This is a genomic window from Shewanella sp. WE21 (assembly GCF_002966515.1).
Lineage (GTDB): Bacteria > Pseudomonadota > Gammaproteobacteria > Enterobacterales > Shewanellaceae > Shewanella > Shewanella oncorhynchi.
Genome location: NZ_CP023019.1, coordinates 524,971 through 545,243, shown reverse-complemented (window position 1 = coordinate 545,243; position 20,273 = coordinate 524,971). Strand labels below are relative to the sequence as shown.

At 43.6% G+C, this 20,273-nt stretch carries 16 protein-coding genes and 1 pseudogene; 8 read left to right on the top strand and 9 right to left on the bottom strand.

All coding sequences use genetic code 11. From position 1 onward, the window contains the following. Positions 1-133 precede the first annotated feature (133 nt). The gene (dauA, locus tag CKQ84_RS02255) at positions 134-1,897 is read right to left on the bottom strand and encodes a C4-dicarboxylic acid transporter DauA (RefSeq protein ID WP_105249951.1); all 1,764 of its coding nucleotides are present in this window, start codon (positions 1,895-1,897) and stop codon (positions 134-136) included. A gap of 232 nt (positions 1,898-2,129) precedes the next feature. On the opposite strand from dauA, the gene CKQ84_RS02250 reads away from it, so the two are divergent. From CKQ84_RS02250 to CKQ84_RS02235, 4 genes are all read left to right on the top strand, one after another. Further along, positions 2,130-3,995: a VWA domain-containing protein gene (locus CKQ84_RS02250; RefSeq protein WP_105249950.1), complete on the top strand. Its 1,866-nt coding sequence runs from the start codon at positions 2,130-2,132 to the stop codon at positions 3,993-3,995. A gap of 45 nt (positions 3,996-4,040) precedes the next feature. Then, positions 4,041-4,646, top strand: coding sequence for a sigma-70 family RNA polymerase sigma factor (locus CKQ84_RS02245; RefSeq protein ID WP_105249949.1), 606 nt, complete (start codon positions 4,041-4,043; stop codon positions 4,644-4,646). Next, the gene (locus tag CKQ84_RS02240; RefSeq protein ID WP_105249948.1) at positions 4,639-5,370 is read left to right on the top strand and encodes a hypothetical protein; all 732 of its coding nucleotides are present in this window, start codon (positions 4,639-4,641) and stop codon (positions 5,368-5,370) included. Before CKQ84_RS02245 ends, CKQ84_RS02240 begins: the two co-directional genes overlap by 8 nt. A gap of 235 nt (positions 5,371-5,605) precedes the next feature. Next, positions 5,606-6,142, top strand: coding sequence for a hemerythrin domain-containing protein (locus tag CKQ84_RS02235; RefSeq protein WP_105249947.1), 537 nt, complete (start codon positions 5,606-5,608; stop codon positions 6,140-6,142). A gap of 296 nt (positions 6,143-6,438) precedes the next feature. Here CKQ84_RS02235 and CKQ84_RS24165 read toward each other — a convergent pair whose 3' ends face one another. The 6 genes and pseudogenes from CKQ84_RS24165 to CKQ84_RS02210 all read right to left on the bottom strand — a co-directional run bounded on the left by CKQ84_RS24165 (position 6,439) and on the right by CKQ84_RS02210 (position 13,449). Further along, entirely contained in the window at positions 6,439-6,492 is a 54-nt protein-coding gene (locus tag CKQ84_RS24165) for a hypothetical protein (protein WP_367870067.1), read from the bottom strand. A gap of 31 nt (positions 6,493-6,523) precedes the next feature. Next, positions 6,524-6,640, bottom strand: a pseudogene (locus CKQ84_RS24160) (DUF3545 family protein); the annotation flags it as partial. A gap of 216 nt (positions 6,641-6,856) precedes the next feature. Further along, positions 6,857-8,494 carry a glucose-6-phosphate isomerase gene (gene pgi, locus CKQ84_RS02225; protein ID WP_105249946.1) on the bottom strand — a complete coding sequence of 546 codons (1,638 nt, stop codon included), beginning with the start codon at positions 8,492-8,494 and terminating at the stop codon, positions 6,857-6,859. Between the two features lie 19 nt (positions 8,495-8,513). Further along, on the bottom strand, positions 8,514-9,470 hold the full coding sequence (gene tal / locus CKQ84_RS02220) for a transaldolase (RefSeq protein ID WP_105249945.1): 957 nt from the start codon (positions 9,468-9,470) through the stop codon (positions 8,514-8,516). A 249-nt stretch (positions 9,471-9,719) separates the two neighbouring features. Continuing rightward, complete coding sequence (locus tag CKQ84_RS02215) at positions 9,720-10,844, bottom strand: OmpA family protein (RefSeq protein WP_173913136.1); 1,125 nt, start codon at positions 10,842-10,844, stop codon at positions 9,720-9,722. A 238-nt stretch (positions 10,845-11,082) separates the two neighbouring features. Then, complete coding sequence (locus CKQ84_RS02210) at positions 11,083-13,449, bottom strand: phosphoketolase family protein (RefSeq protein ID WP_105249944.1); 2,367 nt, start codon at positions 13,447-13,449, stop codon at positions 11,083-11,085. A 428-nt stretch (positions 13,450-13,877) separates the two neighbouring features. Here CKQ84_RS02210 and CKQ84_RS02205 point away from each other — a divergent pair, with 428 nt between their 5' ends. Together CKQ84_RS02205 and yaaA are read left to right on the top strand one after the other, a co-directional pair. Continuing rightward, positions 13,878-15,320: a sodium:alanine symporter family protein gene (locus CKQ84_RS02205; RefSeq protein ID WP_028760928.1), complete on the top strand. Its 1,443-nt coding sequence runs from the start codon at positions 13,878-13,880 to the stop codon at positions 15,318-15,320. Between the two features lie 129 nt (positions 15,321-15,449). Further along, positions 15,450-16,223 (top strand): peroxide stress protein YaaA, encoded by a 774-nt coding sequence (gene yaaA / locus CKQ84_RS02200; RefSeq protein WP_105249943.1) that lies wholly within the window; start codon positions 15,450-15,452, stop codon positions 16,221-16,223. Between the two features lie 65 nt (positions 16,224-16,288). Here the strand turns inward: yaaA and CKQ84_RS02195 are convergent, their stop codons facing one another. Continuing rightward, positions 16,289-17,692 (bottom strand): M28 family metallopeptidase, encoded by a 1,404-nt coding sequence (locus tag CKQ84_RS02195; protein ID WP_105249942.1) that lies wholly within the window; start codon positions 17,690-17,692, stop codon positions 16,289-16,291. Positions 17,693-17,828: 136 nt separating this feature from the next. On the opposite strand from CKQ84_RS02195, the gene CKQ84_RS02190 reads away from it, so the two are divergent. Further along, positions 17,829-18,125 (top strand): metalloregulator ArsR/SmtB family transcription factor, encoded by a 297-nt coding sequence (locus CKQ84_RS02190; RefSeq protein WP_006084975.1) that lies wholly within the window; start codon positions 17,829-17,831, stop codon positions 18,123-18,125. Positions 18,126-18,188: 63 nt separating this feature from the next. Here the strand turns inward: CKQ84_RS02190 and rpsT are convergent, their stop codons facing one another. Then, a complete protein-coding gene (rpsT, locus tag CKQ84_RS02185) occupies positions 18,189-18,455 on the bottom strand; it encodes a 30S ribosomal protein S20 (protein ID WP_011790375.1) in 267 nt (88 codons plus the stop codon). 252 nt (positions 18,456-18,707) lie between these two features. Here rpsT and murJ point away from each other — a divergent pair, with 252 nt between their 5' ends. Beyond that, a complete protein-coding gene (murJ, locus tag CKQ84_RS02180; protein ID WP_105249941.1) occupies positions 18,708-20,267 on the top strand; it encodes a murein biosynthesis integral membrane protein MurJ in 1,560 nt (519 codons plus the stop codon). Positions 20,268-20,273 lie beyond the last annotated feature (6 nt).

The window sequence follows — 20,273 nt, the reverse complement described above, 5'->3', positions numbered from 1 at the left end:
CGTTTTTGCGTGTGAAAAAACGTCTTTCGCGGCGATGAATAGGTGAGGTGATGGAGCAATAAAAAGACCAACACTGAGGTTGGCCTTTGGCATTAGTTTGCAGTCATAAGCTGCTGATATTGGGTTGCAAGGTTTACAGTATTTGCTTATCCGTAGTGATTTCTGTTTGCTGAGTGATGACTGGCGCTTCTGTCATTGCTTCACGTAGGGTCGAGTAAAACTTCAACACACCTTCAATTGGCTGGATCTTCGCTCTCGCCAGCGTTCGGATGGGCTGGAACTGCAGATCGGCGATAATGAGCTTAGTTTTATTCGCTTTGCATTTTTCAATCAGTTTCGTCAGTGCGGCTAATCCTCCCGCATCCAGAATAGATACTCCATCGAGATAAAGCACTATCACTTGTTTATCTTCGGTGAGACTCGCGATTTCGGAGAAAATGCGGTCAGCAGCAGCGAAGAATAGCGGCCCGTTAATTTTGAGGACAGCCCAATCGGCAGGTAGCTCTTGATCCACATAACGCTTGTTGGTGCTGATATCGTAAAGCTTTGTCATCTCGGCAATTTCTTTCATAAACAGTAAGGCAGCAAGGATAATTCCCACACTGATGGCTATCACCATGTCGAAAATAACCGTTAATGAAAAACAACTGACAAAAACCATGATATCGCTGGTGGGCGCAGTTTTAATTAAATGCAGCGCTTTGTGGGCTTCACTCATGTTCCAAGCCACAACAAGTAGCAGGGCTGCCATGGCTGACATGGGCAAATAAGCTAATACGCCCGCTAAGGCGACTAAACCAATTAAGACTACTATGGCGTGGATCATCGCCGCTATCGGGCTCTGAGCGCCTGCTTTGACGTTTGCCGCGCTACGGGCAATTGCTGCAGTGGCCGGAATACCACCAAAAAACGGCGTGATGATATTACCTATACCTTGGCCTAGTAATTCACTGTTGGCACTGTGACGTTTACCTGTCATGCCATCGAGCACCACTGCACAAAGTAGCGATTCAATTGCGCCTAACATGGCAATGGCAAAGGCGGCAGGTAATAAGGCTTGAAAGGTCGCGAGATTAAACTGAAACGCTTGGCCATTCGCGCCAGCTTGCAGCCAAGGCCATTCGAAACTGGGTAATACGGCAGGAATTCCCATGCCTGTGGTGCCATCACTCAGTTGATAGTGAAAACGGGTTCCTATGGTTTCTATATCTGCACCCATGGCATTGAGAACCAAGGCGAACATAGTGCCGAGTATGATTGCCGGAAGGTGTGCTGGCACGGGTGTTTTGAGCTTTGGCCAAAGTAGCATAGTCGCTAAGGTCGCGGATGCTACCAGTAGGCTAGGTAAATGCACCGAGGGTAGCGCTTGAGCTAATGTCATCAACTTAGCCAGATATTGCTCTGGCATCTGGGCTATCTCGAGTCCGAAAAAATCTTTGAGCTGCAAGGTAGCGATGACGACACCTATCCCCGCGGTAAAGCCTAAGGTAACTGATTCAGGGATATACAAAATTAATCGGCCAAGTCGCAGTATTGCCATGCCGACGAGTATCATTCCGGACATCACAGTCGCGATTAATAATCCTGCTAAACCAAACTGTTGGGCTATCGGATAGAGCAATACTACGAATGCCGCTGTCGGGCCTGACACGCTATAACGTGAGCCGCCAGATATGGCGATAATAAAACCGCCGACAATCGCAGTGTATAAACCGTATTGAGGTGCAACTCCACTGGCAATGGCTAATGCCATTGCTAACGGTATGGCAATAATGCCGACAGTGAGACCTGCAAGAAGATCTTGCCCAAAACGTTTAAACGAATACTTATCCTTCACGCAAGCTTCTGTGAGTGCGTGGGCGATTCTTAGGGAAAACAAATGAGCTGAGTGTGACACGAGTGGGTCCCATAGCGAGGCGAGTAACAAGCTTCTATTTTAGTGACCTGATACAAGACGCAGTGTGAGCTTGATTGCAAAAACGATTGAAAATACTTTGTTTTGTATAAATAGTGTGCTTGGGGGCTGTTTGATTCTCATTTAGGAGTGGTTTGTAAAATATTTTGATACTTTAACCCTTTTAGTCATTTGCGCCGTTTACAGCCTTAGGTCAACATCAAAGGCATTCAACATGAAAACAATATACTCCCAGAAAACCATTGCACATTCCTTATTATCTTGGGGAAGCGTCAGCATATCGGCGAGCAATAGCGCAGCTTTATTCTTAGTCATGCTGAGTTTAACGGCCTGTGGCGGTAAAGGCTCTGAGGCTCAACAACGACAAGCGGAGCTGCAAGCCGAACAGAGTCATAAAGAAGTGTCACTGCGCCGTGCTGAAATGCGTGATGTTACTAAGATGGCCAGAGTCGCGGCGCCGATGCAAATGTCTACCCATGGTGCAGTGATGGGAATGAACATAGCTCCAATGCCGTCAGACTATGCCGCGATTCCGTTAGCACAAAATAAATTCGAGCCGCTGGTACAAAATGGCATCATGGTGGCAGGAGAAATCCCAGTATCGACGTTTTCCATCGATGTTGATACTGGCAGTTATGCCACCTTAAGGCGGATGCTGAGGGAAGGGCGCTTGCCTAAGAAAGGCACTGTCAGAGTTGAGGAAATGCTCAATTATTTTTCCTACGATTATCCCTTACCTGCTAAAAATGCCGCGCCGTTTAGTGTTACGACAGAGCTTGCTCCATCCCCTTATAACGATGACATGATGCTGTTACGGATTGGTCTTAAAGGATATGACTTACCTAAATCTCAGTTAGGCGCGAGTAACTTAGTCTTTTTGCTCGATGTGTCAGGTTCTATGGCATCTGCCGATAAATTGCCTTTACTGCAAACTGCACTCAAGTTGCTGACGGCGCAATTAAGCGCTCAGGATAAAGTTTCTATTGTGGTTTATGCTGGGGCTGCTGGTGTGGTGCTCGATGGCGCGTCGGGGAATGACACTCAAACTTTAACCTATGCGTTAGAGCAATTGAGCGCAGGTGGTTCAACCAATGGTGGGCAAGGAATCACACAAGCCTATCAATTGGCGAAAAAGCATTTTATCCCCCATGGTATTAATCGAGTCATCCTCGCGACGGATGGTGATTTCAACGTTGGTATGACAGATTTTGATGATTTGATTGCCTTGATTGAGAAGGAAAAAGATCATGGTATTGGCCTGACAACCTTAGGGTTCGGTTTGGGAAATTACAACGATCAACTCATGGAGCAATTAGCGGATAAGGGCAATGGCAACTATGCCTATATCGATACTCTGAATGAAGCTCGAAAAGTGCTGGTGGACGAGTTAAGTTCAAGCTTGTTCACTATTGCTAAAGACGTCAAAGTGCAAGTGGAGTTTAATCCGGCCTTAGTCTCGGAATACCGTTTGATTGGTTATGAGAATCGTGCTTTAGCACGGGAGGATTTCAACAACGATAAGGTGGATGCGGGCGAAATTGGCGCGGGTCATACAGTGACTGCCTTATATGAATTAAGATATGTTGAAGCAGGGCAGATGGCGAATGATAAACTCAGATATGGCGTTGATGCTCAAACGGGGCAAGAAAAATACAGCCGTGAAGAAATCGCTTTCCTTAAACTGAGATACAAGTTGCCAGAGCAAACACAGAGTCAGTTACTGAGTTATCCCATCAGGTTAGACCAAAATGTTAAGCTGTTAGAACAAGCGAGTGATGATTTTAGATTTGCAGCAGCGGTTGCAGGATTAGGGCAATTACTGAATGGCAGCCATTATCTACATCAATTTGATTATACTAAGTTAAGCCAGTTAGCACGTTCGGCATTAGGGGACGATCCTTTTGGATATCGCCATGAGTTTGTGCAATTAATGGAAACCGCCGCGGCCATAGAGCAATCTAATTATGTGCCGATTAAGAAGGTATTCGATGGTACGGATAAACCTTTTCCTCCCCAAGATAAGCTTCATGGCGAGCCAGTGAGAGACAAGAGCAATACGCGCAATGAGAGATTACAATAGTAAAAGTAAATTCGTGGGGCTAACCCCAATGATGAGGAATTTCCCGTGGCATTAGCAATAGCGCAATTATCAAACCATGAGCACTCAGATGAGCAATTGATGTTGTGCTATGCCAAGGGCGATTCAAAAGCATTTGAACAGTTATACCTGAAGCACAAAGGTGCACTCTATCGCTACTTTGTACGCCAGTTAGGTGATAAGCAGTTAGCTGAAGATTTGTATCAAGAAACCTGGGGGCGAGTGATCCGCGCTGCGGCTAACTACGAAGCCAGTGCTAAGTTTACTACCTGGTTGTATCGTATCGCTCATAACTTATTGATTGATCATGTACGGGCGGTTAAGCCCGTGGATTTAGTCGCTACTGATGAAGATGATGCAGGACTCGATACTTTTGTGGCGGGTGAGCAAGATAAACCCGATGTGCAGTGGCAAGAAGCGCAAAAGAGCTTATTGCTAAAGACCTGTATCGCACTGTTACCCCAAGTTCAGAAAGAGGCATTTATCCTGAATATTGAAATGGGTTTTACGGCTGCCATCATTAGCGACATTGCGGGCGTGACCTTAGAAGCGACTAAAAGCCGTATTCGTTATGCTTACCAAAGCCTAAAAGATTGTGTCAGCGCGAAATGGCAGGAGGCGGGTCATGAGTAATTCTTCAAGTGCAGATGAGCGCGCATTACAACAGGAAGTGCTGGCTTGGTATCGTCAACAGGCCTTAGAGGTTCCACCGCAGCAACTCGATCAAGATATCTTACAGCTGGCGCAAACTCACTTAGCTGAAATGCATCAAAGCAAAATAACCGCCGTTGAAGCGCCAAGTTCCGTTTGGCGACGCCATCCTTGGGCGTTATCGAGCGCGGCATCGTTAGTGCTTGTTGTTGGTCTGCTGGTGCTGAATCGACCTCAAGTCGAAGATGCACTTGCTCCAAGTCCTATGGTGATGAGTGCCTCTGCGCCACAAACGATGGCAAGAATGGCTGATACTGAAGCGATGCAATCTTTAAACATGCAAACAGAAGCCGTGGCTGAACATAAAAGACAGACGGAAATGCAGCAAGCTAAAGCCGCATTGGGAGCAACTGAGCAGCAGGATGCAATTAGCCCCGCTATCGCTGCAAGGTCTATGAATGCACCAAAATTATCTGAGCCTGCTGAAATCAACCAAGTGTCATTGACTGAGTATTTACATCGGTTACAAGTCCTCATCGAAGCGAAGGAGACTGAGCAAGCATTCGTGCTTGAACAAAAACTGCTCAAGGATTACCCGTATCTTGCAGTTAAGGATGTCGATGAAGCGCAGCAAATCGAATCGCAGCAAGTATTAAGACTTGAGTTTAAAAAGCTACAACAGCAATTACATCAGCTTGCCAAATGACTATGTGGTTGTGGTATTTACTAATAAAAAGTGATTAGAAATCGCAAAGTGGTGAGATAAACAGCTAAATTTCCCTGAAATATGCAGAGACGTGCTAATGTTTGTGGTCTGTTTACTGTTTGGTATGTGATTTACTTGATCAACGTCATAAAGTGAACAGGTTTTAGCCTGTTATATTGGTGTTAGTTCACGACTTGGCTAGTATCAATAGTCAGACCCATATTCAGGAGGCATTATGCTTAAAAGACTCATGCATGATCATAAACATATAGCTGTATTGCTAAATGTTTTAAAAAACAAGCAGATGAAACTATCCGAAGGTGAGTCAATCAACTTCAGCGTCGTGCGCGATATTGTTGAATATATGCAAGGATATGCTGAACGTTGCCATCATCCCATTGAAGACATTATTTATGCCTACTACCTAGCCCATAAAACGAACGATACTATCGATAAATTGAGTGCCGAACATGAGTCGGTGATCCAATCCTCGGCGACCTTGATGGCGACTTTAAACTTGATCCTCAGTGATATTGTGGTTGCCCGCGAGAAACTGATTGTTGACTTTGCAGAGTATGTCGCATTGCAAGAGCGACATATGCAGATGGAGGAACGGGAAATATTTCCTTTGTTAGCCAAAAGCTTAACTGAGCAAGATTGGCAAGTTATTGAGTTAGAGTGTCAGAAATCGCTGATCGATGATCCTTTGTTTCTGGATCGAGAGCAGAAAGAATTTGAAGATTTACGGGTTTATCTCACAGCGTCTGACTAATACTCTTTAGTTTATTGGGCCCATGTTGTGGGCTTGATCTGGTGTTTTTATACAGCTAATGAGCACATCTTTTATTCAGACAGCTATGTCTCGTGAGCCAAAGTTGGTTGGGATTTGTAAAGCATTATCGGTGTCGATGACGTTGGTTTTTATCGTAACTTACTGTTTTTTGATGTGTTTTTTAAAGCTCCGGCTCGTAATGTCATACCCCGCTTATATTCTGTTTGCTTCAATAGTTGTAAATAAAAAAAGCGCCGAAGGGCGCTTTTCTATTCATGTTTGAAATGATAACTAGCTCATATAAACATGTAATTACAACTGGATAGCATCAATGTCGTAGTTAAAGTTATTATCGATTTCTTGGAGTTCTTTGAGCAAACGATGCTTATCTTTTAACGCTTCGATCTCACGCCATTTACGCTTTTTATTGGAGCCTCGCGAACGATCGGGTCTTTCAACGACTTCATCTAGCGCACAACCATAATCTAAACGATCCATGGCAACCTCCTGTTGTTGTATGTTTTGTCAGCGATTAAATAACATATTTTTAAAACAGGGTGCAAGAATTATGTTTCATTTGTGTTAAGTTGAAATGAACTTTGAGTGATATGTCATTGATGTTATATGCAGAAGTAGAGCGGAGTTAAGCAGGAAAATTTAATAAAAAGAACGGGGTAGAATTAAAAAGCCAGCAATTGCTGGCTTTTTGTTCGATTAGATTTTGCCTTGTCGATAAAGGTTAATCAATGCGTTGCTTGAGGCATCTAAAGCATCGGAATCTTGCTCTGCGCCAATGCGTGCTAACACATCGTTACCGAGATTCTTACCGAGTTCTACACCCCATTGATCGAAGGAGTTGATATCCCAAATAGCACCTTGAACGAAGGTTCTATGTTCATACAAGGCAATTAAAGCGCCTAGGGTACTTGGAGTGAGCTTATCCATAAGTAAGGTATTGCTCGGCTTGTTACCAGGCATGACTTTATGTTGAGCGATCAGCTGCTTCTCTGTGGCGGATAATGCGCTATTAGCAAGTTCGGCTAAAGCTTCATCAAAAGTACGACCTTGCATTAAGGCCTGGGTTTGACCGAAGCAGTTTGACGCTAATTGGTCATGGTGCTCACCGATAGGATTATGGCTTTGCAGCGGCATAATGAAATCGGCAGGGATTAGTGCGGTACCTTGATGTAATAGCTGGTGGTAGGCATGTTGGCCATTAGTGCCTTCGCCCCCCCAAATGACGGGACCTGTGCTGTAGTCAACATCAGTACCATTTAAGGTGACTGACTTACCGTTACTTTCCATATCGAGCTGCTGGAAATAAGCGGGTAAACCACGTAGGTAATGATCGTAGGTTAATACGACATGGGACTGAGCATTAAAGAAGTTTCCGTACCATAGGGAGAGTAACCCCATGATAACCGGCATATTCTCAGTCAGTGGCGCTGTGGCGAAGTGCTCATCCATCTGATGCGCACCCGTGAGTAGAGCCCTGAAGTTATCCATACCGATCAAAAGTGTAATCGGCAAGCCAATCGCTGACCAGAGAGAGTAACGGCCACCAACCCAATCCCACATAGGGAAAATATTGTTTGCATCGATACCAAAATCTGTCGCTTTTGCTACGTTTGAAGTGACTGCGACAAAGTGTTTTGCTACATCAGACTGCAAACCGCCTTTCGCCAGGAACCAGTCTCTTGCGGTGAGGGTATTAGTTAAGGTTTCCTGTGTCCCGAAAGATTTGGATGACATGATGAACAAGGTCGTTTCAGGATCCAATAACTTCAGCTTCTCACTAATAGAAGTCCCGTCGACGTTTGCCACAAAGTGACAATTTAATTCGGGGTTCCAATAAGGGCGCAACGCTTGAGAGACGATTTTGGGGCCAAGGAAAGAGCCGCCAATACCAATACTTACAATATCGGTTATCGCTTTACCTGTGTAACCTTTCCATTGACCTGACGTCACTGAGTTCACAAACCCTTGCATCTTATCTAGAGTTTGTTGAACTTCAGGAACTATGTCTTGACCCTCGGCAATAATCGATTGTTCTGCAGTACTACGAAGCGCTGTGTGCAGTACGGCGCGCTTCTCTGTGGTGTTAATGATTTCACCTGCAAACATCGCTTTGATTTTTGCTTCAAGTTGGCTATTGCTTGCCAACGCAAATAACAGATCCAGTGTTTCCGCTGTTGCTCTGTTTTTAGAGTAATCCAGTAATAAACCACAGGCTGATAGCGACATTTTATTGAAACGTGCTGTGTCAGTTGCAAACAATTCACGCATATGCGGAATATTTTTACTGTGTGCTGATAAAGCTTGCCATGTTGAGCTTTGGGTCAAGAGTGTCATTTCACCGTCTCCAGAGTGCTTAGTTCGCGAGCTTAGCCGTGAGCATGACTTCGAGCTTACCTTGGTCTATCGCAAAGTTTCGAATGCCTTCGGCAAGCTTATCAACCGCCATTGGATCTTGGTTAAAGTCCCAACGGAATTGCGCTTCAGTCAATGGGGGTTCTGCAGCGACAGTGGTCGTTGCTGCAACCAGTTTAGGTGTGATGTCAACTTGCGCATTAGCCAGTTCTTCTAATAGAGAAGGGCCAATGGTCAGACGATCGCAACCTGCTAGCTCAATAATTTCACCGATATTACGGAAACTTGCACCCATAACAACAGTGTCAAAACCGTGTTGTTTGTAGTAGTTATAAATTTCAGTCACTGAAATGACACCAGGGTCATTTACGGCATTGTAATCTTTACCCGTATCTTTTTTGTACCAATCAAGTATGCGGCCTACAAAAGGAGAAATGAGATAAGCACCCGCTTCGGCACACGCACGCGCTTGAGCAAAGCTAAATAGTAGGGTTAAGTTGCAGTTGATGCCTTCTTGCTCTAGTTCTTTAGCGGCACAAATGCCTTCCCAAGTTGAAGCGAGTTTGATCAGAATGCGTGATTTATCTACACCCGCTTCTTTATATAGGCGAACCAATTTATGGGCTTTAGCGATTGATTTTTCTTTATCGAATGATAAACGGGCATCAACTTCAGTTGAAATACGGCCAGGAACGAGTTTCAGTATTTCTACGCCGATATTGACCGCTAGTTTGTCGCTGGCATCATCAAGTTGCTGCACGAGATCGGTACTTTGTGATTTTGCCCAGTCGATAGCGTTATCTATAAGGGATTCATATTCAGGAATTTGAGCCGCTTTCAAGATGAGTGATGGATTAGTGGTCGCATCTTCAGGTTGGTAGCGTTTAATCGCTTCGATGTCGCCTGTGTCAGCGACGATAGTGGTATATAACTTGAGTTGCTCTAATGTATTGGCCATGAAAAACATCCTTCTCAGGTAGCAGTTTTAACTCGGAATTCACTGATGACTATTAGAAGCGATTTTGCCAACTTTTCCAACCTTGAATGTAAAAAAATTACAAAAATGACAATTTTATGTCTATTAAGGTATGGCTCGAGCTACGGGCTATCATCTTGGCTGCAGTAGAGGGCGTCGCTTGTCCTAGTGTATACCCCACAAAAACAAAAAGTCGCTGCAAGCAGCGACTTTTTACTTCAGTAAGTACTATTACTTCAGAACAGGTTGTTTTGTTGTGGTAGTCACGATAGCTTCGATGCGACGGTTCGCAGCGTGAGCTTCTTTTGAATCACCAGCAACCAATGGCTGAGTAACACCGTAACCGTTAGAAGTTACGCGGCTTCCGCTGATACCATATTTCTCTACAAGAATCTTGGCAACGGCGTCAGCACGTTTGTCAGACAATTCCATGTTGTATTCTGGTTTACCTACATTTGAGGCGTGACCAGCGATTTCAACAGTGAAAGCTGGGTTTTTGTTCAAATAGTTAGCTAATCTTTCGATGTCTTTGTAGTAAACATTTTTAACTACAGCAGAATCGTTAGCAAACTGGATTGAACCTACGTCTTCTTTGTTCTTCACGTTTTCATAGATAGTACAGCCAACAGAGTCAACTTTGTGAGTTGCTGGTGTTGCTGGACATTGATCTTTGTCGTCGTAAACGCCATCGTTGTCAGAATCAACAGGTGCTGCTGCAACGATTGCTGCGGCAACTGGAGCTACAACAGCAGCAGAACCGAAGCGGTAGCTTAATTCTAAGCCCCAATAGTTGCTATCTGCATTGACTGGAACTACGGCACTGGCACCAGCGTTGTCATCTAAGCCTTCATAACGGCGATATTTAGCTTGTAACTTCAAGTTGTCAGTGAAGTTGTAGCCAACACCTGCACCCAAGTATGGAGCAAAGTCGGAATCACTGTAAGAAGTGGATTGGTTATTGAAGTTTTGGCTGTTTTCAAGGCTATAGTACATCACACCGGCTTCAGCTGATAAGCTCCAACGGTTAGCCAAAGGCCAAATACCCACTAAGCCTAATGTTGAACCTTTAACGCTGACATCATTACTGATACCTGCTTCAGTCCAATCTGCATTACCTAAATCACGGAAGCCGATTTCAGCACCGAAGTAATCGTTGAACATGTAGCCAGCGAAAACATCCCAAGCGTATGGACTGTCTTCACCGTTCTGAGTGGCAACGTGCTCATAGTTATTAACGCCTAAACCTGCACCAACATACCAAGGTGTAAGTTCCTGAGATGCGCTGGCTGCGAGTGGAAGCAGAGATGTCAGTAATACTACTTTTAATGTGTTCTTCATCATTTTATTTACGTCCATTGATTATGATTCTCCACCAATATGCTTTGCTGGTTTTGTGCAAAACATTGCTAGCACTTAGTGTGGGGATCCTTTGATATTTTAGCCAGCGGTTAATTATCACTTGGTTTGTTAACTTTTTCCAGTATTAAGATCAACCTTTTAAAGGTTGTCATTCTGTAACTGGTATTTTTAATGCAAAAAAGGCACTCCGAAGAATGCCTTTAAATTACAATCTAATGTTAATTAGATGTTTATATTAGCGTGTCCATACCCAATTTTCGATTTCTACTGGGTCTACACCATTCGCTTTAATATAGTTGCGGTGGTCAACTAATCTTTGCAGCATATCAGTGGTAATAGAGACGTGCATAGTTTCATCAATAACGCCCTGTTGGAACAGCTTGTAAGCCATATCAATTACAAGGTGATAGCGAGATGTACCGTTACGAACACCCATATCAAATGGCGTTGTTGTTGAACCTTCTTCTTCGTAGCCTTTAATTCTGAAGCGACGGCTGCCTTTGTAATCAAAAATTAACTTTTTGATTGTATTTGGGTAACCATGGTAGTTGAATACCACGCCTTTATCTTGAGTAAAGATTTCGTCCATTAACCAAGGTTTTTCTTTAAATTTACGGCTACCTAAGCCATCACTGCTTAATTCAGTGACACTAACGAAGCGGATTTTCACTCTTGGAAGGAGTTCTCTGATTAATACTAGAGAAGCCATACATTCTTGAGTGACATAATCACCACAACCTGCCAGCACAATATCGGGATTCTCATCTGAGGCAAAATCCCACACCATTACTCCGTCTTTTGTTTGTTTACGCGCTTCTTCCAAGCTTAGCCATTGTGGTAACTCTTTTTTACCTGCAACCAGAATATTGAGTTTGTCACGGTCAGCGAAGGCTCGCTCTGTATAAACCAATGTGCTGTTGGCATCTGCGGGTAAGTAAGCCGAGATTATTTTTGGATGTTTCTCCAGCATAGCCCCAAGGAAAGATGGGTTTTGATGTGAATAGCCATTATGATCTTGGCGCTCAAGTAATGAAGATAATACGACATTACAGGCTGGCAGTGGCTTACGGAAATGTACGCCTTGGCTGGCGTAGACATATTTACAGTACTGATCGGCCATCGATGAGATAACTTGTGAGAATGCTTCGTAGGTGGGTAGCATGCCGTGGCGGCCTGTTACTGTGTAACCATGTAGCATGCCAAAAAGTAAGTTTTCAGAAAGCAGTTCAATGACTCGACCTTCACGGGACATATCTTCATCCCAACTCTCAATTGGCCACTGCCATGCACGATCGGTTTCTTCAAATACAGCTTGTAGTTGATTTGAATAGGTTTCGTCAGGGCTAAAGATACGTAGATTACGTTGGTCGCGGTTTAACTTGAATGCATCACGCATCCATTCGCCCATTTTTAACATTGAATAGCCACGTTGACCACGCGGTACTTCTGGGCCATAGCTGAGTTTTTCAAGATCTGGATTGGTTAATGCTCTAACAACTTCTCCGCCATAGGTTAAATGTTGACGGCCACAGGCAAGTTGCTTGGGTGGGATTAGTGAACAAATGTCGGCATCAAAAATCAGTTCGCCTTTTTCATTCATTTGATAGAGTTCTTGGAAGTCGTAACTGGCAAGCCAATTATCCAGTGCATCTAAATGGCCCTTATCAGTAGCACATTTATTGACGATTACTTGATGCGATTCGCAGTTACCTTCTAATTTCTTACCTTTATATTCACTGACACCAGTCCAACCTTTGGCTGTACGCATTAAAATGACTGGCCATTTTGGTTTAACTACATCTTCGCCACTGCGTGCTCGACGTTGAATGTCATTGATCATGGTATAAGCAGTATCCATGGCATTTGTCATCTGCACATAGATATCTTCTTCTAATTCGTTATCAACTATGATGGGGAAATAGCCAAGACCACGGAATTCAAGATCCAGTTCTTCATGGCTCATACGTCCCATGCGGGTAGGACCGGAAATCTTATAGCCGTTAATATGCACAATTGGCAATACTGCACCGCTGGTCGCTGGTGAAACTAAGCGGTTTGCATACCAAGATGCGGCTAATGGTCCCGTTTCTGCTTCGCCGTCACCAATTAAGACGGTTGCGATCAGATCTGGATTATCTAATACTGCCCCCCAGCCTACTGAGAGTGAGTAGCCTAATTCGCCACCTTCAAGAATTTGTCCAGGTGCTTCAGGGTTTGCATGTGAAGGATAACCATAAGCGGCAGAAAACTTCTTACAAATATCTTCGATGCCAGTTTCATTGTAGGGAATAGTTTCTGGATAGAAATGACTTAAAGAGCCTTCAATGAATAAGTTTGCTTGTACAGCGGGAAAACCATGGCCTGGACCGACTAAATAGATAAAAGAGCGGTTATGCTTCACTATCAAACGGTTAATGTTGGCATAGACAAAGTTAATACCTGGGCAGGTACCCCAATGGCCAAGTAAACGTGGCTTGATATCAGTATGGGCAAGTGGACGTTTATGTAAGACGTTTTGTTTGAGGTAAATTTGCGAGGTCGCAAGAAAGTTTGTCGCTCTGACGTACTTTTTCAGAGCATTGATTTCATGTATTTGTGTCATGTTAAGCCTCACTAAAACAAACAAGAGATGATTGAAGTTTCTATGGGGTTACTATATTTGTAGTTTTATTACAAAAATGTGCCCTACATCCAAATTTTAAAAGTTGTTTTTGCTGTTAAAAATAATAGCGTAACTTCGCCCTTTTGTTAATCTAGCTTTAACAGTAGCTTAGCTAGTGTTATAAGACGTGATATCGATGACGTTTAACTGTGCAAACGCGAGCTTGATCACATGAGCAATTTCGAATACTGTGCTATTTTGCTGCGTTGAATTCGGTAGCCGTGATGTTGTAAATTCACGGAAGGATAATTTGAAAAAATAAATCTACCGAAATTCTTACCTTTAACTTGGAAGGATTCATTCACCACAGATGTTGTACCTTTAATTGCAATTAGAGGAGCATTTGCTACGGGAAGAAGTAAAATAATATGTTAGAAACCATAGTTAATTTTTTGAATGCGCTACTTTGGGGTAAGTTGTTAGTATATGGACTAGTAGGAGCTGGTCTCTATTTCACCATTAGACTTGCCTTTATTCAGTTAACCCACTTTAAACATTCCATCAAAGTTATGACCATGAGTCGGCAAGGTTGCGATAGCGGTCTTTCTTCATTTCAAGTCTTTTGTACGAGTATGGCAGCCCGTGTCGGTGCTGGTAATATGGCCGGTGTTGCTGTTGCTATTGGTGCAGCGGGTCCAGGTGCAGTATTTTGGATGTGGCTTATCGCTATTTTAGGTATGGCGACTGCTATGGTTGAATCAACCTTAGCGCAGGTTTATAAAGTCCGAGATCATAATGGCCAGTTCCGCGGTGGTCCTTCCTACTATATGGAAAAAGGATTGGGTCAGAAATGGATGGGCATTTTATTTGCTGTCTTTTTGATTATTGCTTTTGGTTTAGTATTCAATGCAGTACAAGCTAACACTATTACCGGTGCAATGGAGCGAGTATTTGGTTTTAATCCAACCTATGTAGGGATTGGGCTAGTGATTGCCAGTGGATTTGTGATTGTCGGTGGTCTACGTAAAGTCGCGCGAGTATCTGAATTTCTTGTCCCCATTATGGCCTTAGCCTACATTCTTGTAGCCTTCATTATCGTTATTTTCAACTTAGAACAATTACCTGCGATTATTAGCTTAATTGTGAAAAGTGCTTTTGGTTGGCAAGAGGCTGCCGCTGGCGGCGTGGCTTATACTGTCGCGCAGGCAATGCAAGCGGGTATTGCTCGCGGACTTTTCTCGAACGAAGCGGGCATGGGCAGTGCGGCGAATGTCGCGGCAAGTGCATCGCCTAACCCTAATCATCCAGCATCCCAAGGTTTTGTGCAGATGATGGGTGTGTTTGCGGATACTATCGTTATCTGTACTGCAACGGCTGCGATAATCCTGCTATCAGGGGATATTGGCTCGAGTGATGATGGGATTCGATTAACCATTAATGCCATGTCTGCCCATGTTGGCGACTGGGGTGGTGCATTTATTGCGGTGGCTATTTTCTTATTCTGCTTTACATCCATCATAGCCAATTACTCATACGCTGAAACAAATGTGATGTACTTAATGGGAAATAGTACCAAAGCACTGCCTTTATTCCGTTTGTGCGTGCTTGGCATGGTCATGTTTGGTGCCGTCGCTAAGATAAGTTTAGTGTGGAACTTGGCTGACGTTTCGATGGGGTTGATGGCGACGGTAAACATTGTTGCTCTATTACTATTATCGGGTCTGGCAATTCGGGTTATCAATGATTATCGCGAACAGATCAAAGCGGGTAAGACTCCAGAATTCGATCGTAGTAAATTTCCTGAGTTGATGGATCAGCTTGATGATGATATTTGGCAAGATACCAGTCTTGTGCCGGCTAAAAAGCTTTAATTAGCCTAGCGTATCGACAATAGGCATTACTGATTGTTGTAATCGAAAAGACCACGCTGTTAAAGCGTGGTTTTTTTATGCTCGTTCAGTATCATAGGTATGTATTTTTGTTTCTGTTGGGAGTTTTTGATGTTGATATTGGTTTCGCCGGCGAAGACCTTAGATTTTGAACTGCCGCCACTGACGCAGGTGTATTCACAACCTGATTTTTTAACTTATAGTCAGGAGTTGATCCAAGTGTGTCGGCAATTGACCCCTACAGACATCGCCACTTTAATGAAGGTGAGCGATAAGATTGCGGGTTTAAATGCGGCACGTTTTGGGGAGTGGCGGCCAGATTTTAGTTTAGATAATGCAAAACAGGCCATTTTTGCTTTTAGAGGCGATGTGTATACTGGCTTTGATGCTGATACATTGTCTGAAGATGAAATTGCTCGAACTCAGTCACAACTACGTATTTTATCTGGACTTTACGGTTTGCTCAGACCGCTGGATTTAATTATGCCTTATCGTTTAGAAATGGGCACGGCGCTTTCTAATCCTAAAGGTAAAAACCTATATGAGTTTTGGGGAGAGACATTAACACAAGCTGTAAATGAAACGCTCGCTGAAACGAGTAGTGATATTATTGTCAATCTTGCATCTAATGAATATTTCAAAGCAATAAAGCCTAAAAAACTTCAAGGGCAATTAATTTCACCCATATTTAAAGATTGTAAAAATGGTCAATATAAAGTGATCAGTTTTTTTGCTAAGCGTGCTAGAGGCATGATGGCGAGATATCTCATTACGCATCAAATTAACACTTTAGATGAATTAAAAGCATTTAATGTTGCTGGTTATTATTATAGTGAAGAGCAGAGTTCCCCAACAAATCCAACGTTTTTACGTGAAGAGCAATAGCGAAATATCGATAAGATGTTAATTGATAGAGAACAGCTAATGCTGTTCTCTATATCATTGATGGCCTATTTTTCAGATTGGGTGACTAAAGGCGTTAATGTCATCGTTGAATTTGCCATGATATAAGCAAATTGTGCGTAGGCGGCGACGTTTTGAGCCAATGCGGCAGGGTCGATTTTATCTAAGGTATCATTCGGTGTGTGATGGTAATCGAAATAATCGTGGCCATTTTGCCTCAAAGATGCAACTGGAATACCTAAGGCAGGGAGCATAGACACGTCTGGCCCGCCAGAAGCTTGGTTATTGCCCAGTGCAACGCCATTGAATAACATAGGGCTGAGCGCTTGCTGTACTTCTGTGAATATGTTCTCATTCACTTTAGTATCGATTTGATAAATTCTACCGGCCCCAAAATCAGACTCTGCAGCTATGTAGTGCAGCGGTAATTCAGCTTTATGAGCCTCTGCATACGCTTCACCGCCAACGAGCCCAACCTCTTCAGCGGCATATAGCACGACTCTAACAGTGCGAGCGGGTTTTATGGGGAGATCTTGAATGTGCTTGGCTGCAGCCGTCACAATGGCGACACCAGCGCCATCATCAATCGCGCCAGTACCTTCATCCCAGGAATCTAAATGAGCACCAATGAGCACTATTTCATTGGGCTTACTACTGCCCGTTACTTCGGCAATGACATTGTAAGAAGTATTAAAACCTAAGTTTTTTGGCGACATATGCAATTCGAGCAGGGCATTAGGATCGCGTTTTAGCAATGCACCAACCAAATCAGCATCGGGATTTGACATGGCAGCCGCGGGGATCTTAGGCACGCCATCTTGGTAGCGCATGATGCCAGTATGGGCCATGCGGTCATGATCTGTGCCAATAGAGCGGATCACGATAGCAACTGCGCCTTTTTGTGCTGCAGCGACTGCCCCTTTCGAGCGGCCACCAACGCTTTTACCATAACCTTCACCAGTGATATGGCGCTCTGTTTTTTGGTCAATAAAAACAATCTTACCTTGCACCTCTTCAGGCTTGGCTTGTTGTAATGCCTCTAGGCTATCAAAACGCGCGATTTTAGCTTGTATACCTCCAGCAGGAGTCGCAATACTGCCACCAAGCGCAGTAATGACCAACGGCTGTTCTACAGGGACGGTGATTTTGGCTTTGGCTTCACCGCGCTCCCAAATTGGCACTTGTACGGCTTCTTTATAAACACGGTCAAAACCAAGGCTGGTCAGTTTATTTATCGCCCAGTTAACGGCGAGGATATCCTTTGGGCTACCTGCAAGTCTTGGACCCACTTCAACCGTGAGTGATTCGACTAAGTCATAGCTTAATTGCGAAGATAATGCTGCCTGTTGTAATTGAATGACTTCACTAGGGGCGGTTTCTACTTGAGTTTGGCACGCACTTAACCCCCCGATTAAAAGACTCGAGAGAAGTGTAGTTTGATAGGGCTTCATTAGATTTCCTTTATTTTTATTAAGCATGTCCCATTTTTAAAAACAATCTAGCAAAAAGTGTGCTTTATGTCCCGACTATATCCGTAAGGCGACGCTATATTAGCGCAGGGGTTAGTTTTAGGAGAGAAAGTGCGTAATGAATATTGAATTAATGCAGGAGCGAGCTGATCATGCCGTAGTGCTATTAAAGGCACTCGCGAACGAACGCCGTTTATTTATTCTTTGTTATTTATTGAATGAAGGAGAAATGTGCGTTGGCGAAATGAATAAAAAATTAGGCTTAAGTCAATCGGCACTATCACAACACCTTGCTTGGTTACGCAAAGATAATTTAGTAACCACACGCAAAGAAGCGCAAACGGTATTTTATTCACTCAAGAGTGATGAAGTACGGGAGATGATTCACTTATTGAACAACATTTATTGTCATTAATAGTGTTTTTCAGATATAAAAAAACCGGCAATTGCCGGTTTTTTTCATTTGCTATTTTATAGATTAAGCAGCGATTGCTTTGATCTTAGCGTTCAAACGTGCCTTTTGACGAGCGGCTTTATTCTTGTGAATAAGACCTTTAGTCGCCATACGGTCAACGATTGGTTGTGCAACAGCAAAAGCTTCTGTTGCTGTTTTGTGATCGCCTGCTTTAATTGCAGCGATTACTTTTTTAACGTATGTACGTAACATTGAGCGACGGCTGGCGTTATGCTGACGACGCTTTTCAGATTGAAGCGCGCGCTTCTTTGCAGACTTGCTATTAGCCAAGGTGCAACTCCTAAAAACTGGATTTGATACTTTTAAAGGCCGAGGAATATGCCTGCATTTAGTCACTTTGTCAATGACTATGATTGAATATTCATCATAAAGATAAATTAATCCAACCTGCCTTGGCTATCTTCGACCCAACTCGTGTAATATGTGGCGCAATTCTAGCAGCTATTACCGCAGTGTGACAGAGCCTGAATCGATTTTTTGAGATGTATCACCTAATCAATTCGATATGGGTCTGGGGGACGTTTGAGTAGAAAATTATTAAAATCTGGCCTGATTGTTAGTGCTATGACATTGATATCCCGAGTTTTAGGTCTAGTTAGGGATGTGGTTGTTGCTAATTTGATGGGCGCAGGGACAAGTGCTGATGTGTTTTTCTTTGCAAATAAAATTCCTAATTTTTTACGCCGTTTGTTTGCTGAAGGGGCTTTTGCACAGGCGTTTGTACCTGTTTTAACTGAGTACCAAGAGAAACATACCGCAGAAGAGACTCGTGATTTATTGAGTAAAGTTGCGGGCACATTAGGTTTACTAGTGACAATAGTGACCCTTTTGGGGGTGGTTGCATCACCTGTGTTGTCAGCTTTATTCGGTGGTGGTTGGTTCATCGCTTGGCTTAACAACGAGCCAGATGGTGCTAAATTTGAACTCGCTACCGTTGTGCTTAAAATTACTTTTCCTTATCTGTGGTTTATCACATTTACGGCATTAGCGGGCTCAATATTAAATACCCGAGGTCGTTTTGCGGTATCGGCTTTTACACCCGTATTTCTCAATGTGGCAATTATTGCGGCGGCTATTTTCTATGCGCCTACATCGACCCAGCCTGAGATTACCTTGGCTTGGGGCGTTTTTTGTGGTGGTTTGATTCAGTTCCTATTTCAAATTCCCTTTTTATTGCGTGAAAATGCGCTCGTCAAGCCTTCTTGGGGCTGGCATCACCCGGGCGTGGTGAAAATCAGAACTTTGATGATCCCAGCATTGTTTGGCGTGTCTGTCTCACAGATTAACCTGCTATTTGATACATTTATCGCCAGTTTTTTGATGACGGGTTCAATAAGTTGGCTCTATTATGCCGACCGTTTACTCGAATTTCCCTTAGGATTGTTTGGGATCGCGATTGCTACTGTGATTTTACCTGCGCTGTCACGAAACCATGTGAATGACGAAGGTGCGGGCTTTGGCAAGACGATGGATTGGGGGATTAAAGCGATTCTACTGCTAGGTCTACCGGCTATGATGGGATTGATCGTGCTCGCAAAGCCTATGTTGATGGTATTATTTATGCGCGGTGCTTTTTCATTGCATGATGTTGAAATGGCTTCCTATAGTTTGATGGCTTATGGCAGTGGTTTGCTTAGCTTTATGCTGATTAAGGTGCTTGCTCCTGGCTATTACTCTCGTCAAGATACCAAAACACCTGTGCGTTATGGCATTATTGCCATGATCACAAACATGGGCTTTAACTTACTGTTTGCTATTCCTTTTGGGTATGTTGGACTGGCGATTGCGACTTCGATGTCAGCATTACTTAACGCCACATTACTATACCGAGGCTTACATTTAGCTGGCGTTTATCGTGTTTCTAGGCCGACTATGGTGTTTTTTGCTAAAGCCGTGGTCTCTACAGCCTTGATGGTGGTAGTCTTGTATTACTTTTTGCCTTCACAACAAATTTGGTTAGATTGGCATTTGTTCGATCGTGCGAAAGCCTTGATAGGCTTAATTTTAGTTGGGGCAGTCAGTTACTTATTGTGTCTGCTTTTGCTCGGAATTCGTCCTTGGTCAATTAAACGGGGAGCTTGATTGCTG

What these genes read in the sequence shown, in the direction of transcription:
- pgi (WP_105249946.1), bottom strand. Translation starts at nt 8,494, where the DNA reads ATGACACTCTTGACCCAAAGCTCAACATGGCAAGCTTTATCAGCACAC.
- CKQ84_RS02240 (WP_105249948.1), top strand. Translation starts at nt 4,639, where the DNA reads ATGAGTAATTCTTCAAGTGCAGATGAGCGCGCATTACAACAGGAAGTG.
- CKQ84_RS02210 (WP_105249944.1), bottom strand. Translation starts at nt 13,449, where the DNA reads ATGACACAAATACATGAAATCAATGCTCTGAAAAAGTACGTCAGAGCG.
- CKQ84_RS02235 (WP_105249947.1), top strand. Translation starts at nt 5,606, where the DNA reads ATGCTTAAAAGACTCATGCATGATCATAAACATATAGCTGTATTGCTA.
- CKQ84_RS02215 (WP_173913136.1), bottom strand. Translation starts at nt 10,844, where the DNA reads ATGGACGTAAATAAAATGATGAAGAACACATTAAAAGTAGTATTACTG.
- CKQ84_RS02205 (WP_028760928.1), top strand. Translation starts at nt 13,878, where the DNA reads ATGTTAGAAACCATAGTTAATTTTTTGAATGCGCTACTTTGGGGTAAG.
- yaaA (WP_105249943.1), top strand. Translation starts at nt 15,450, where the DNA reads ATGTTGATATTGGTTTCGCCGGCGAAGACCTTAGATTTTGAACTGCCG.
- tal (WP_105249945.1), bottom strand. Translation starts at nt 9,470, where the DNA reads ATGGCCAATACATTAGAGCAACTCAAGTTATATACCACTATCGTCGCT.
- CKQ84_RS02190 (WP_006084975.1), top strand. Translation starts at nt 17,829, where the DNA reads ATGAATATTGAATTAATGCAGGAGCGAGCTGATCATGCCGTAGTGCTA.
- CKQ84_RS02195 (WP_105249942.1), bottom strand. Translation starts at nt 17,692, where the DNA reads ATGAAGCCCTATCAAACTACACTTCTCTCGAGTCTTTTAATCGGGGGG.
- CKQ84_RS02250 (WP_105249950.1), top strand. Translation starts at nt 2,130, where the DNA reads ATGAAAACAATATACTCCCAGAAAACCATTGCACATTCCTTATTATCT.